We start from the raw sequence: 14491 nt of genomic DNA, 5'->3' as shown, positions 1-14491 counted from the left end.
AAAAGTTACTAACGACCGCATAAAAAGCAAGACTCACAAAAATCTCTTGTAGTCTTTCCCTGCACTTGTAGTGGGATATTTCCTATATGGCTATTACCTCCCATTAAGCGCGTGTGCGACCCGTTCCAACTAGGCTAAGGTGCCCGCTTAATCTCTGGCACCTTATCTGGAACGTTTACATGCACTCTGTATTCATCATCGACGATCACCCGGTCATCCGCCTGGCGGTACGCATGCTTCTTGAGAATGAAGGTTATTGTGTGGTCGGGGAAACAGACAACGGCGTGGACGCCATGCAAATGGTGCGCGAGTGCCTGCCCGACCTGATCATTCTCGACATCGCCATCCCCCGGCTGGACGGGCTGGAAGTCCTCTCGCGCTTCCACTCCATGGCCACGCCACTGAAAACCCTGGTGCTGACCGCGCAGTCGCCTGCGCTGTTTGCTGTTCGCTGCATGCATTCAGGTGCCGCTGGCTACGTCTGCAAACAGGAAGACCTTGGCGAGTTGCTTCGTGCAATCAAAGCGGTGTTATCGGGCTACAACTACTTCCCCAGCCAGGTCATAAACAATCAGCGCAACGCACAGAGTGAATCCGGCGAGCTGGAACTCTTCAAGAGTGTAAACGACCGCGAACTGATGGTACTGCAACTTTTTGCCCAGGTTAGAAGCAACAAGGAAATCGCCCAAGGCATGTTTCTCAGCAACAAAACAGTCAGTACCTACAAGAAGCGCCTGATGCAGAAGTTGAAAGCCCAATCTCTGGTCGAGCTCATTGAAATGGCCAAACGCAATGCACTGGTTTAAACCCGTTCATGCCTAGCCGCCCCTTGATTGCCTGCCTGTGCGGCATCCTGGCTGTCTTGGCCCTGGGGTCAACGGCGCGCGCCGAATCAATCCAGGCCAGGCACTACTCCCTGCTCAGTCGCTCGGAGCCAACGGACATCCAGCTATCGCTCAATACGGCGCAGCGACGCTGGGTCGAAGGTAAAAAAGAGTTGGTGCTGGGCACCTCGGCACCGGACTACCCGCCCTTCGACATCACTGCCAGCGGCCACGACTACGAAGGCGTGACCGCCGATGTCGCCGGCATACTCGGCAAGGTCCTTGATTTACCGGTACGGGTAGATCGCTTTGCCAGCCGCCAGGACGCTGTCAAGGCCCTGAGCCTGGGCCAGATCGACCTGCTGGGTAGTGCCAACGGGTTTGAAGCTGCTACGCCAGGGGTGGTGCTTTCCAGGCCTTACGCGGTTGACCAACCGGTACTGGTAACCCGCGAAAACGAAAGCCGCCCCCTCGACACCGGGCTTGATGGCCTACGCCTGAGCATGGTCTATCACTACCTGCCGCTTGCAGAAGTGAAGGCCAACTACCCCAACGCAACCATCAAGTCATACCCCTCCTACCAAAACGCCCTCAATGCGGTGGCATTCGATCAGGCCGACGTCTTTCTCGGCGACACCATTTCCACCCACTACCTGATCAACCAAGGTCATCTGCAGAACATCAAGATGGCCAACTTTGGCAAGCATGAGCCGGTCGGCTTCAGCTTCGCCGTACAGCAAAGCAACCGCACCTTGCTGCAACTGATCAACACCACCCTCGACAGCATTCCCAACAACACGCGAGAAGATATCTTCAAACGCTGGAGTGCAGGCAGCGATGTGTTGCTGACCGATCGCAAACTGCAACTTTCGCAACGCGAAGAACGCTGGTTGAGCCGGCACCCGGTGGTGCGCGTAGTGGTCAACGAAACCGCTGCGCCGCTGACATTCTTCGACAGCGCGGGAAATTTTCGCGGGATCGCCGCCGACCTGCTCGAGCTGATCCGACTACGCACTGGCCTGCGCTTTGAAGTGCAACGAGCCAATGGCATCAGCGAAATGATCGATCGCCTGAACCAGCGCCAGGCCGATGTGATTGCGGCCATTACCCCGAGCCAGCGCCGGGAAAGCACCCTGACGCTCAGCCGCCCTTACCTGGAGAATTCCTACGTACTGCTTACCCGAAACGGCGCGAACCAGCCCACCTCGCTGGAGCAGTTGCAGGGCCGGCGTGTAGCCGTCACCCGCGACAGCCCTTTGGCCGACAGCGTGCGTGAGCGCTTCCCCGCCATCCAGTTAGTAGAGACCGAAAGCACCTTTTACTCCACCTCAATGCTCATCAGTGGTCAGGTGGATGCCGTGATTACCACGTTGATCAATGCCAACTACAGCCTGCTGTCGCTACGCGGGCTGGCCATTCGAGGCTCGGTTGGCGTTGAATCCGCGAATTTTTCAATGGCGACCAGCAAAGGGGCTCAGGAGCTGGCATCGATTCTGGACAAAGCACTGCTGAGCATCGCCCCCGAAGAACTGGGCATCATCAACAGCCGCTGGCGAGGTTACAGCACCGAGTCCGACGCCTACTGGAGCAAGTACCACGGCCTGGTGCTGAAAATTGTCCTCGGCACCAGCCTGCTTCTGTTGTTGTCACTGGCCTGGAACGCCTGGATGCGTCGGCAGATCAAGCAACGCGAGGCGGCGGAAAAAGCCCTGGGCGACCAGCTCGAGTTCATGCGTACATTGCTCAACGGTACGCCTCATCCCATGTATGTGCGTGACCGCGAGGGGTTGCTGCAAAGTTGCAACGACAGCTACTTGCAGGCCGTGCAGCTGACCCTCGATGAAGTGCTGGGCCTGCGCATCCAGGAAGGCCCGCTGGGTGACAACTGTCATGCCAGCCAGATCCAGGCCGACTATCAGCAAGTGATGCGCGAGGGCGTACCGCTGATCGTCGATCGTCCGCTGCTGCTCAACAACAAACCCATGACCATCTATCACTGGATCCTGCCGTTTCGCGACTCGCTGGGTGAGGTGCAGGGCATTATTGGCGGCTGGATCGATATCAGTGAGCGCCGGCAACTGATCCAGGACCTGTACCAGGCCAAGCAGCAGGCTGATGACGCCAACCGGGCCAAGAGCACCTTCCTGGCCACCATCAGCCATGAAATCCGCACACCGATGAACGCCATTCTTGGCATGCTCGAGCTGGCGCTGGAAAAGGCCAACCAGGCGCAACTGGACCGACCGGCAATTGAGGTGGCCTACAACTCGGCCACAGACCTGCTCGCCCTGATCGGTGACATCCTGGACATTGCCCGGATTGAATCCGGGCACATGACGTTAGCGCCAGAACAGGTCAACCTGGCGGAGCTGGTGGAGTCTGTCGGTCGGGTTTTTGATGGCCTGGCACGCCAGAAAAACCTGAGCCTGATAATCCGCATCGCGCCGGCAGCCCATTGCGATGCCATGCTTGACCCGTTGCGCTTCAAACAGATCCTGTCGAACCTGGTCAGCAATGCCATCAAGTTCACTGAACACGGCCAGATCATCATCGACCTGCAACTGGAGTCAGGCTCCGAACCGGGCCTTGCCACACTCGCGTTGACCGTCAAGGACAGCGGAATCGGGATTCGTGAACAGGACCAGCAAAACCTGTTCCTGCCCTTCGCCCAAGCCAGCCCGGACGGCAAGCAGGCCCGCAGCAGCACCGGCCTGGGCCTGTCGATCAGCCGCGACCTGTGCCAGCTGATGGGCGGGCACCTGACGCTGGACAGCGTGTTTGGCCTGGGCACCAGCGTGCACATCAACATGCCTTTGACGGTTACGGCCAGCCAGGCCAGCACGCCTCTCCCCGGCCCACAGCCGTGTATCGCGGTTGCCGCGCTCAATGTACTGGTCGTCGATGACCATCCAGCCAATCTGTTACTGCTGGCCCAGCAACTGGACTACCTGGGCCTTCAGCACTGCAGCGCGAGCAACGGGGTCGAGGGCCTGGAGCAATGGCGCCAGCAGGCATTTGACGTACTGATCCTCGACTGCAACATGCCGGACATCAACGGCTACCAGCTTGCCCAGTGCGTGCGCGGCGAAGAAACCGCAAGGCAATGGCCACGCTGCACCATCCTCGGCTACACCGCCAATGCCCAGCCTGAAGTCCGCGCCCAGTGCAAACGCGCCGGGATGGATGACTGCCTGCTCAAACCGATCAGCCTCAAGGCGCTTGGGCAACGCCTGGGCGAGGTCCAACCGCTTCCCCTGCGGCAAGGTTTCGATCATTCACACCTGTTCGACCTGCAAGCGCTGGCGCCGGTGGTGGGCAACAACCCCGCTGACCTGCAGGCACTGCTAAAGCAACTCAAGCTCAGTTTTGGCCAGGACCGCCTGGCCCTGGAAAAACTGGATCCGGCGCGCCACACCGAAGCGCTGAAGGATGAGGCCCATCGCATTCTCGGCGCGGCGCGGATTATTCAGGCGAACACCCTGATCGATGCCTGTGAACAACTGGAGACTGGTTGTCAGGTCTGTGCGCCGACATCAACGCTTGCACATCGGCAGCAGCAGGTAACAGCGGCCATGGCCGCCGTAGAGCAAGCATTGGAACAACACCTGCAGAAGACTGGCTTACCCGGCGCGTCGGCGCAGGCGAGCTGAAAAAAAACGGCGGCCACTGGGGCCGCCGTTTCTTCAGGCATCAAGCAACCGGATTGATCGGTTTTTCCGGATACCAGGCGTCCAGCAATGGGCTGACTTCGATCTTGGTCAGCTCGTTGCGGCCTTTGAGCCAGCTTTCGACAGCAGCACGCTGCTCTTCGGTGACCGAGCCACGGTCTGCCTTGCAAACCAGACCGTAGTCGTCGCCGCCTACGTAGTCGAGACCGTTGGCATCCATCGCGTCGTCGAGGAATGCATCGAGGAAGGCATCAATGGCTTCGTCAGACAGGTCTTCTTTGAACTCCAGGTTCAGTTCAAAACCCAGCTCCTGGAATTCATCCACGCAGAGTTTTTTGCGCAGACGGCGGGAACGGTTAGTGGCCATGAAACAATCCTCTTGAGTAATAACGCGCGGCACTTTAACAGTTTCGCCACGAGGTTGCCGGAATAAAAGCCGATATGCCACCCTTTTGCACTGCCCCATCGTCCTGCGCCTTGGGGCATAATGCGCGCTATATTTTTCGCACCGGGGCCTTCACCTTTTCACGCCCCCTACTTTTCACCCCTCGCTCGCAGGGTTTTATTGCACATGATCAAATCTCTACGCCCTCTTTTACTTGCTGGCCTGCTTTTGCCTGTCGCGTTACCGTCCCAGGCCGAAGCAGTCAACACCACACTGCCCGCCAAGGTCCAGCAGGCGCTGAAAACCAATAAGCTGCAAGACTCGGCCCTGTCCCTGGTGATGCTGCCGCTCAACGGCCCAGGCACGCCTACCGTGTTCAATGCCGACGTCTCGGTCAACCCTGCCTCAACCATGAAGCTGGTGACCACCTACGCCGCCCTCGAGCTGCTCGGCCCCACCCACCAGTGGAAAACCGAATTCTACAGTGACGGCCCGCTGCGTAACGGCACCCTGCAAGGCAACCTCTACCTCAAGGGCGGCGGCGACCCCAAGCTGAACATGGAAAAACTCTGGCTGTTGATGCGTGACCTGCGCGCCAATGGCGTGCAAACCATCAGCGGCGACCTGGTGCTCGACCGCAGCCACTTCGTCCAGCCCTCGCTGCCGCAGTTCAACGATGATGGCGGTGACGAAAACAAACCCTTCCTGGTCAAGCCCGACTCGTTGCTGATCAACCTCAAGGCGTTGCGCTTTGTCGCACGCAACGATGGTGGCAAAGTGCTGATTTCGGTCGAGCCGCCAATCGCCAGCATCCGCATCGACAACCAGGTCAAGGCCGCCAACGGCAAGCAATGCACCGGAGACGTGCGCTACAACCCGGTGCCCCAGGCCGACGGCGTAACCGTCGTGGTCAGTGGCCAATTGGCCGAAGGCTGCAATTCCCAGACCTACCTCGCACTGCTTGACCATCCCACCTATGCCGCCGGCGCCGTACGGGCCATCTGGAACGAGCTGGGCGGCACCATCCAGGGCCGCGACCGGATCGACACAGTGCCGAAAAGCGCCCGCCTGCTGGCCCGCGCCTTCTCGCCAGATCTGGTCGAGATCATCCGCGACATCAACAAGTACAGTAACAACACCATGGCCCAGCAGCTGTTCCTGAGCCTGGGCGCACAGTTCCGCACCGACGCCGATGGTGACGACGCGCGGGCCGCGCAACGCGTGGTGCGCCAGTGGCTGGCGAAAAAAGGCATCACCGCACCGCATCTGATCATGGAGAACGGGTCCGGTCTGTCGCGTGCCGAGCGGGTCAGCACCCGGGAAATGGCCGCGCTGCTGCAGGCCGCCTGGAAAAGCCCGTATGCCGCCGAATTCATCAGTTCGATGCCACTGGTCGGGATGGACGGCACCATGCGCAAGCGCCTCAAACGCACCGCCATGACCGGGGAAGCGCACATCAAGACCGGCACCCTGAATACGGTCCGTGCCATCGCTGGCTACAGCCGCGACAGCAACGGCAATACCTGGGCAGTGGCGGCGATTCTCAACGACCCGAAGCCCTGGGGCGCCTCGGCGATTCTCGACCAGGTGCTGCTTGACCTGTACCGCCAGCCGAAGCTGGTCAACAGCACGGCCGCTGTTCAACCCTGAGGCCTCAGGGCAGCTCGGCTTCAACCCGATCGCGGCCAGCCTGCTTGGCCGCATAGACCCCAGCATCGGCACGCAGCAACAACGCGTCGGCGCCCTCCCCAGGGCGCCAACCGGCCACACCAAAGCTGGCAGTCACCTGCCCGACGCCATCAAGCGGCACACTACGCACCCCCTGCCACAGCTCCATGGCCAGCCTGAGCGCCTGCTCGGCGTTGCTGCCGGGGCAAAGCACCATGAATTCCTCGCCGCCGAGCCGACAAAACACATCGGTGCGCCGCAGGCGAGCATTGATGCGCTGGCACAGGCTACGCAGCACGTAGTCCCCTACCGCATGACCGAACTGATCGTTGATTCGCTTGAAATGGTCGATGTCCAGCATGATGACCGCCAGGTCCTGCTGGTCGCGCTGGGCACGCTCAAGCTCGGTTTTGAGCCGCTCCTGGAAATAGCGCCGGTTGTGGATGCCAGTCAACGCATCGGTCACCGACAGTGCGCGTAACTCTTCTTCTACCCGCTTGAGGTCGGAAATGTCTGTCAAATAGCCATGCCAGATGGTGCCCTCATTGTCCGCAGGCTCCGGCGTAGCTTCGCCTCGCACCCAACGTAACCCCGCAGTAGGCAGCACCACCCGATACTCTTCACGCCATGGCGTCAGTTGATCCGCCGAATGGCGAATCGAGGCGCGCACGCGCTCCAGATCATCCGGATGGATCCGCTCGAACACTGCAGTGGCGTCCTGGCGCAGCAGATTCGGGTCGATCTCGTAGACATCACGCAACCCCTCGCTGGCATAACTGAAACAGGAACTACCGTCCGCACGCAGGAGGAACTGGTAGATACCACCGGGCACCTCGGCGCTGAGCTTTTCCAGCAAGCGGTCCCGGGCAGCCAGCGCCTCATGTACACGCTTGCGTTCGGTGACGTCGATACAGATCGCCAGGTGACCAACCCACAGGCCATGCTCGTCAAGTACCGCCGTCACCAACATATTGGCCAGCAAGTGGCTGCCGTTCTTGCGCTGCAGCGTCCATTCCTGCGCTGCGCTGCCGTCCTCTTGCTGGGGTTGCGCGAAAATCGCCTGGGCGGTACTGACTTCCCGCCCATAACGCTGGCTCAAGGCGCTGGCCCGCTGGTGCAATTCCTGCGCAGAAACCAGGGCTTCAAGGGTGATACTGCCCACTGCCTCGGCACTGCTGTACCCCAGCATGCGTTCGGCACCGGCGTTGAAGGTGCTGATGACACCGCGCAAGTTAGTCGCAACGATTGCCACCTGGGTGGCGGCATCCAGCACGCTACGCAGCTGATTGTGGGTGGCGCGCAATGACTGCTCGCTGACAAGCAATTCGCCTGTGCGCTGCTCAACCAGCTTCAAGGCCCGTTGGCGCTGACTGAACAGGCTGAACAGCAAGGCACTGAGCAAGATGCTGAGCAAGCTGCCAAGGAAGACCACTGCCGTTACCGCCGACGACTGATTGGCCTGCATAAACGCCTGACTCGGGCGGATATCAAGCTGATAGTCATGGTCCGCCAGGTGCAACAGATGGCTGGCCACCAGCGGTGAGCGGGCGCTCTTGTTGTCCGACTGAAACAACACCTCGTGCTGAATATCTGGCCCGGTCAGGTCACGAATACGCACCACCAGATTGTCTTGGGCCGAGCTGGGCAGTCCATCGGCCATCAGCTGGCGCAAACTGATCACCGCCATGACATAGCCGCGCAACTCGGGGGCTGAACCCTCAGGTGCAAATACCGGGGCGACCATAATGACACCACGGGCATAGGCAGGCTCGACGTCCATCAGGTTCAACGGCGCCGACACCGCCATGCTGCCCGGTGTCGAGGCGCGCTGCAGGGTATCCTGGCGCAACACCTGTGAACGCATGTCCAACCCGAACGGCTGGCGTGTGGCGCTCTGCGCCTGACTGAACAGCACCGGAAAGTACACCGGTTGCTGCGCCGAGACGTGTAATTCACCCGTTTCCGTCAGTTGCTTTATCTCATAGGGACGCCCGTAGACCTGGCTGGCCTGGCGCTCAAATTCCCGGCGCGCACTGGCCACTACCCGTGGCGCCCACGAGTACGCCTGGGTACGGTGCAACAACGGCCGTGCATAGCCATCGAACTCTTCGAGGGTGATCTCGTTGGAAAAAACGAAAAACCGGCGCAGGCCATCCAGCCGCTGCACCTGATCCTGAAACCGCTCTTCGATACGGCTGTAACGCTCACCGGCCAGCAGATCGAATCGCTGGCGCAATTGCTGCTGATACAGCGCGTGGGCCGCCAGTGCCAGAAGCGCGGTCAATAGCCCTCCGACCAGCAGCGCGACAAAAGCCACTAGCCAGGCAGACGCCTCTTCGCTGACAAAGCCGAGCATTTTTGGACGAACGCCATGCGTCGACATAGAGTGCACTCACAACGCCGGCATGCATTAATTCCCGGGCCCTGCTTCAGTTATAGCCATTAGCCATCAACGAAGCAATGCCAGCCCGGGAACACACGCCACTTACCGCGCCTGGATACGCCAGGCCCGGTGGATTTTGCTGTTGCGGGCAAAGTCCGGATCCAGGGTCTGGGCGCTGATCTCCTCCACCGCATACCGTTCTGCCAGACTTTCGTCGAGCTGGAATTTGCGGAAGTTGTTGGAGAAGTACAGCACACCACCCGGCGCCAGGCGGGCGATCGCCAGGTCGAGCAACTCGACATGGTCACGCTGGACATCAAACACACCTTCCATACGCTTTGAGTTGGAGAAGGTCGGTGGGTCGATGAAGATCAGGTCGAACTCGTCGCGGCACGCTTGCAGCCAGGCCATGACATCACCTTGCTCCAGGCGGTTCTTGTCGGAAAAACCGTTGAGCGACAGGTTGCGCCGTGCCCAGTCCAGGTAGGTGCGCGACAGGTCAACGCTGGTAGTGCTGCGTGCGCCGCCCTTGGCCGCATGCACACTGGCGGTGGCGGTGTAGCAGAACAGGTTGAGGAAACGCTTGCCGGCAGCCTCACGCTGGATGCGCATGCGCATCGGCCGATGGTCAAGGAACAGGCCGGTGTCGAGGTAATCGGTCAGGTTGACCAGCAACTTGACGCCGCCTTCGCTGACTTCCAGGAACTGCCCCTGCGTGCTCTGGCGCTCATACTGGCGAGTGCCGCTTTGGCGCTCACGGCGCTTGACCACCACACGGCTCTGGTCGATACCCAAGGCTTGCGGAATGGCCGCCAGAGCATCGAACAGACGCGCCTGCGCCTTCTCCGGGTCGATCGAACGCGGCGCAGCATATTCCTGCACGTGCACCCAGTCCTGATACAGGTCGATGGCCAGCGCGTATTCCGGCATGTCGGCGTCATACAGACGGTAGCAACTGATCTGTTCGCGCTTGGCCCACTTGCCCAGCTGCTTGAGGTTTTTCTGCAGGCGGTTGGCAAACATCTGCCCGCCTTCACTCAGGCGCGCCGGTTCGCTCGCGACTGCTGCGGGCGAGCGCTGGTCTTCGCCGCCATTGTTCTCGCGCTCAGGCTGACGACGCTCGCCGGTGACGAACTGGTCAGGCTGAACCTTGATCAGCAGCAGTTTGCACGGCAGCGCGCCGTTCCAGAACGCGTATTGCTTGTGACTGCGGATACCCATGCGCTTGCCCAGGTCCGGGGCACCGGTAAACACCGCCGCCTCCCAATTCAGGCATGCCTGGCGCAGGCGCTCGCCAAGGTTCTGGTAGAGGTACAGCAGGCTGGCCTCATCACCCAGGCGCTCGCCATACGGCGGGTTACAGATCACCAGGCCTTTCTGGTTCTGGTCCGGACGCGGCTCGAAGGTGCCGACTTCGCCCTGGTAGATTTTTACCCAGTCGCTCAGGCCGGCACGCTCGACGTTATTACGCCCTGGCTGAATCAAGCGTGGATCAGCCTCGTAACCGCGTATCCACAAAGGTGGCTTGGCAAGACCGGCCTGGGCCCGGGCCAGGGCCTCGTCATGCAGTTTGCGCCACAGCGCCGGCACGTGACCCAGCCAGGCACTGAAGCCCCAACGCTCACGCTTGAGGTTCGGCGCGATATCGGCGGCGATCATCGCTGCTTCCACCAGGAAGGTACCGACACCGCACATCGGGTCGGCCAGGGCCCCGCCTTCAGCGGCAATGCGCGGCCATCCGGCACGGATCAGCACGGCAGCGGCGAGGTTTTCCTTGAGTGGTGCCGCGCCCTGCTGCAGGCGGTAGCCACGCTGGTGCAAGCTGTGGCCGGACAGGTCCAGCGACAGGATTGCCTCGCCACGCTCCAGGCGCAGGTGCACGCGCAGGTCCGGATTGAGTTTGTCCACCGACGGGCGTTCGCCATCGCGGGTCCGCAATTTGTCGACGATGGCATCCTTGACCTTCAGGGCACCGAAGTGGGTGTTGTCGATACCCGAACCGTGGCCACTGAATTCCACCGCCAGCGAGCCACTGGGCTCCAGGTGATCCTGCCACTCGACCTCGTGCACGCCGTCGTACAGGTCATCGGCGTTCTTCATGTTGAAGCGCTTCAGTACCAGCAGCACGCGGTTGCCCAGGCGTGACCACAGGCACAGACGGTAGGCGGTTACCATGTCGGCCGAGCCGCGAATCGCCGAGGTGTGTTCACGCACCTCTTCAAGGCCAAGGCCTCGGGCTTCTTCGGCAAGCAGGCCTTCAAGGCCTTTGGGGCAGGTTAGGTAGAGTTCGAAACGGTCCGACATGAGGTATCCAGTGCTCTGAGCAATAAGTGGAAAGGCAAGCGCATTGCCCTTCCGATGTTTAATCGAACGCCTTTCCAGCGAGCGTTCGAATGGCACTGCGTTGAGTGCCGGGCCACCCGGGCAACCCGCGCTTTCGCCAGGGGCAGAAAGCACTTTGATCGCCGGGCAGAATGAAAATTTCACGACTGGCGCAGGGAAAACTAACCCTTCGTCGTATTGACAGCCTTGTTACAAAATATCACCAAGCAATGGCCAAGTGATTTCAACTCTAGTCAAACCCTGATCATAGCGGGCTTTGCATCGGATCCAGGCCAGACGCATTTGTTTACTTATCCTGTGACCCTCAGAAAGGTTACGCCCTTATGACAAAACGATCATTCACACTGTGTCGTGCATTGGTTAGAAATCATCTCAGGTTGTCACCGCAACGGGACAACACTTTTGCTCGCCACGCCGGCAGCGAGCGCACACCGGCAGAACGATTCTGCCCGGCCTCAGACGAGGCCGACGGGACATTACAGTCAACAAGTGAGGGCAACACCCTATGAGAAGACTTAAGCGTGATCCGTTGGAAAAAGCATTTACACGAGGCTACCACTATGGGGTTGCCGGCAAATCCCGCGAGCTTTGCCCTTTTACTCTACCGTCGGTACGCCAAGCCTGGATTAACGGCTGGCGCGAAGGACGTGGCGACAACTGGGACGGTATGACCGGCACTGCGGGCATTCATAGACTCAACGAACTTCACGCCGTTGGCTGAGCGAGGAACTGAATTCATTCACCATGCGCGCCCCATCCGGGCGGCGGGCTAAGGCCCAGGGGCCCCTTCAAGGGGCCCTTTTTTATGCCCGTTTCAAACGCGGCAGGGCCGCAATGGCATCCACTGCCTCGCGGATCAACGCGGGCCCCTTGTAGATGAACCCCGAATAAATCTGTACCAGGCTGGCACCCGCAGCGATTTTCTGCGCGGCGTGCTTGCCTTCGGTGATGCCGCCCGCAGCAATGATCGGCAACTTGCCGCCCAGCTCGGCGGCGAGCACCTTGACGATATGCGTGCTTTTTTCCAGCACCGGCGCACCGGACAGACCACCGGCTTCGTCGCCAAACGGCAGGCCTTCAACGCCCTCACGACCCAGCGTGGTGTTGGTCGCGATCACCGCATCCATCCCCGACTCGATCAGTGCCGCCGCCACCAGGGCGGTTTCTTCGTCGCTCATGTCCGGGGCGATCTTGATCGCCAGCGGTACATGCTTGCCATACTGGGCAGCCAGTTGGCCACGGCGCTCAGCCAGGGCGTCGAGCAACTGCTTGAGCGAGTCACCAAACTGCAGGCTGCGCAAGCCCGGGGTGTTGGGCGAACTGACGTTGACGGTGATGTAGCTGGCCTGGTCATAGACCTTGTCGAGGCAGATCAGGTAGTCATCCACTGCACGCTCGACGGGGGTGTCGAAGTTCTTGCCGATGTTGATACCCAGGATGCCGCGGTACTTTGCCGCCCGCACCCGGTTCAGCAGGTTGTCGACGCCCAGGTTGTTGAAGCCCATGCGGTTGATGATCGCCTCGGCTTCCGGCAGACGGAACAGGCGCGGCTTGGGGTTACCCGGCTGCGGGCGCGGGGTGACCGTGCCGATCTCGACAAAACCGAAGCCCAGCTGGGCGAAACCGTCGATGGCCGCACCGTTTTTATCCAGGCCTGCCGCCAACCCTACCGGGTTGGCAAACTCCAGGCCCATCACCGTGACCGGCAACGCGGCTGGCGCCTTGGTCAGCAGCCCGTTCAGGCCCAGGCGGCCACCGGCACCGATCAGGTCCAGGGACAGGTCATGGGAGGTCTCCGGGGAGAGCTTGAACAGCAGCTGGCGGGCCAGGGTATACATGGGCGGCATGAACTCGGGTGGCGGCGATGGGGCGGCGATTATAGCTAAACAACCACCACTTCGGCGAGTTGGTTGGGTGTAGTAGATGCAGTAGTTGCAGTGGGTGCAACTGATTGCAGGGCATGGCTTTGATAGAACGGGGTCAGAATATACGTCGCCATCAATGCTCCCACCCCGTTGGCCAGCCAGTATTGGTTGCTGTCACTCAGCCCCGTCATCGAGCCAATGGTGGTGGCGGTAGCCACGCCAGCGGAAAGCATCGAGAACGCCGTCATGCGTGGAATGCCGGTGTTCTCCAATCTTTCAACCAGACGCTGCCAACCCGGTAGCGAAACATTGAACCCCAGACGAAACGCCTGATCGTCATCCGGTTGCTGCTGGGCTTCAGGGCGTTCAGACATCCATTGGGAGAACGCTTCGTTCAGGGCCGGCTCCACCGTTTCGATCACTGCATTGAGTGCGGAACTGACGACCATGCTGGCCAGTCCTGCCTCCATCCCCACCACCGCCGCCCCGGCAGAAAACTGCATGGCTCCGTAACTCAGTGCGTCAATCAGGTTGGCTGGAAGACTGAGCGCCGTATCACTGCCCAGCCCATGAAATGATGCATACACGTCACGGGAAAGGCAGTACAACGCGACTGCTGGCGCAGCCCCGGAGAGCCCGCCGAAGATCGCAACAGGATCGCTCAGCATGGCCGCTGTGAGAATCGCCCCCGACCCCGCCAGAAATGCCAGCTGTGATGCCCGATAAGCGGGTGTCGCGCTAGCGTTGTATTCATGGTGGACGACTGCGGCTGCCGTGAGGATCAAAGGCAACGCGGTGACGGCTGCCCCCAGCGCTACCGCTGCAGTGCCGGAGACGCTTGCAGAGAGGGCACTGGCGAGAAATCCACGGGCTAAGGTCAGGGCGAAAACCGATGGCATGTTGATGAGTGCGGATGTGCGCAGGTTACTCAGAAAATCCGTATTCCAAACATCCCTGAAAAAATCCACCACGACCTGAACGCGGTCTTCGACCGTCTGGGTTGAACGACCAGCGCTGTAACTTTCCAGCGCTGTGCCGAAATCACTGGCACATTCTACGCGTCTATCACTGAGGAAATTTCGCAAGCCGTCTACATCGATGCGCACATGATCAGGCAAATCAGTACGCACCTCTTGCCATATGCCTTCAACGTCTGCGTCTATCCCAATCACGATATCGGCAGGAAGCGCCGCTATGCTGGCAGCGTCTGCCAGGAGCCCCTCTGGCATCTCGATGACTACATGGCCGGGTACATTCGAGGCTTTGGATGTAACGCCAGCTGGTGTCAAGGCAGCAACATTGAGGACCGAGTTACCGGTGATTGTATTTAACATCTGACTACTTCCTCTAAAAGT

9 protein-coding genes are annotated in these 14491 nt (G+C 60.2%); 4 read left to right on the top strand and 5 right to left on the bottom strand.

The genetic code is table 11. The features are described from left to right. The first annotated feature begins 179 nt into the window (after positions 1-179). Together DM813_RS25280 and DM813_RS25275 are read left to right on the top strand one after the other, a co-directional pair. A complete protein-coding gene (locus DM813_RS25280) occupies positions 180-806 on the top strand; it encodes a response regulator transcription factor (protein WP_128326129.1) in 627 nt (208 codons plus the stop codon). Between the two features lie 8 nt (positions 807-814). Next, positions 815-4474: a transporter substrate-binding domain-containing protein gene (locus DM813_RS25275; protein WP_128326128.1), complete on the top strand. Its 3660-nt coding sequence runs from the start codon at positions 815-817 to the stop codon at positions 4472-4474. A 40-nt stretch (positions 4475-4514) separates the two neighbouring features. Here the strand turns inward: DM813_RS25275 and DM813_RS25270 are convergent, their stop codons facing one another. Then, positions 4515-4859, bottom strand: a complete 345-nt coding sequence (locus DM813_RS25270) for a YggL family protein (RefSeq protein ID WP_128326127.1) — start codon at positions 4857-4859, stop codon at positions 4515-4517. A gap of 204 nt (positions 4860-5063) precedes the next feature. Here DM813_RS25270 and dacB point away from each other — a divergent pair, with 204 nt between their 5' ends. Beyond that, positions 5064-6527: a D-alanyl-D-alanine carboxypeptidase/D-alanyl-D-alanine endopeptidase gene (dacB, locus tag DM813_RS25265; protein ID WP_128326126.1), complete on the top strand. Its 1464-nt coding sequence runs from the start codon at positions 5064-5066 to the stop codon at positions 6525-6527. A 4-nt stretch (positions 6528-6531) separates the two neighbouring features. On the opposite strand, the gene DM813_RS25260 is transcribed toward dacB, so the two are convergent. Both DM813_RS25260 and rlmKL read right to left on the bottom strand, forming a co-directional pair. Then, positions 6532-8928 carry a sensor domain-containing diguanylate cyclase gene (locus DM813_RS25260; protein ID WP_128326125.1) on the bottom strand — a complete coding sequence of 799 codons (2397 nt, stop codon included), beginning with the start codon at positions 8926-8928 and terminating at the stop codon, positions 6532-6534. A gap of 102 nt (positions 8929-9030) precedes the next feature. Then, positions 9031-11232, bottom strand: coding sequence for a bifunctional 23S rRNA (guanine(2069)-N(7))-methyltransferase RlmK/23S rRNA (guanine(2445)-N(2))-methyltransferase RlmL (gene rlmKL, locus DM813_RS25255; protein ID WP_128326124.1), 2202 nt, complete (start codon positions 11230-11232; stop codon positions 9031-9033). A gap of 544 nt (positions 11233-11776) precedes the next feature. Here rlmKL and rmf point away from each other — a divergent pair. Continuing rightward, the gene (gene rmf, locus DM813_RS25250) at positions 11777-11992 is read left to right on the top strand and encodes a ribosome modulation factor (protein WP_128326123.1); all 216 of its coding nucleotides are present in this window, start codon (positions 11777-11779) and stop codon (positions 11990-11992) included. Between the two features lie 82 nt (positions 11993-12074). Here rmf and DM813_RS25245 read toward each other — a convergent pair whose 3' ends face one another. Both DM813_RS25245 and DM813_RS25240 read right to left on the bottom strand, forming a co-directional pair. Next, positions 12075-13109 carry a quinone-dependent dihydroorotate dehydrogenase gene (locus DM813_RS25245; protein ID WP_128326431.1) on the bottom strand — a complete coding sequence of 345 codons (1035 nt, stop codon included), beginning with the start codon at positions 13107-13109 and terminating at the stop codon, positions 12075-12077. A 44-nt stretch (positions 13110-13153) separates the two neighbouring features. After that, positions 13154-14470, bottom strand: a complete 1317-nt coding sequence (locus DM813_RS25240) for a hypothetical protein (RefSeq protein ID WP_128326122.1) — start codon at positions 14468-14470, stop codon at positions 13154-13156. Positions 14471-14491 lie beyond the last annotated feature (21 nt).

The organism is Pseudomonas alkylphenolica, assembly GCF_004025535.1.
GTDB classification, from domain to species: domain Bacteria; phylum Pseudomonadota; class Gammaproteobacteria; order Pseudomonadales; family Pseudomonadaceae; genus Aquipseudomonas; species Aquipseudomonas alkylphenolica_A.
This window is presented reverse-complemented; position numbering and strand designations above follow the sequence as displayed.

What these genes read in the sequence shown, in the direction of transcription:
- DM813_RS25245 (WP_128326431.1), bottom strand. Translation starts at nt 13,109, where the DNA reads ATGTATACCCTGGCCCGCCAGCTGCTGTTCAAGCTCTCCCCGGAGACC.
- dacB (WP_128326126.1), top strand. Translation starts at nt 5,064, where the DNA reads ATGATCAAATCTCTACGCCCTCTTTTACTTGCTGGCCTGCTTTTGCCT.
- rmf (WP_128326123.1), top strand. Translation starts at nt 11,777, where the DNA reads ATGAGAAGACTTAAGCGTGATCCGTTGGAAAAAGCATTTACACGAGGC.
- DM813_RS25270 (WP_128326127.1), bottom strand. Translation starts at nt 4,859, where the DNA reads ATGGCCACTAACCGTTCCCGCCGTCTGCGCAAAAAACTCTGCGTGGAT.
- rlmKL (WP_128326124.1), bottom strand. Translation starts at nt 11,232, where the DNA reads ATGTCGGACCGTTTCGAACTCTACCTAACCTGCCCCAAAGGCCTTGAA.
- DM813_RS25275 (WP_128326128.1), top strand. Translation starts at nt 815, where the DNA reads ATGCCTAGCCGCCCCTTGATTGCCTGCCTGTGCGGCATCCTGGCTGTC.
- DM813_RS25280 (WP_128326129.1), top strand. Translation starts at nt 180, where the DNA reads ATGCACTCTGTATTCATCATCGACGATCACCCGGTCATCCGCCTGGCG.
- DM813_RS25260 (WP_128326125.1), bottom strand. Translation starts at nt 8,928, where the DNA reads ATGTCGACGCATGGCGTTCGTCCAAAAATGCTCGGCTTTGTCAGCGAA.
- DM813_RS25240 (WP_128326122.1), bottom strand. Translation starts at nt 14,470, where the DNA reads ATGTTAAATACAATCACCGGTAACTCGGTCCTCAATGTTGCTGCCTTG.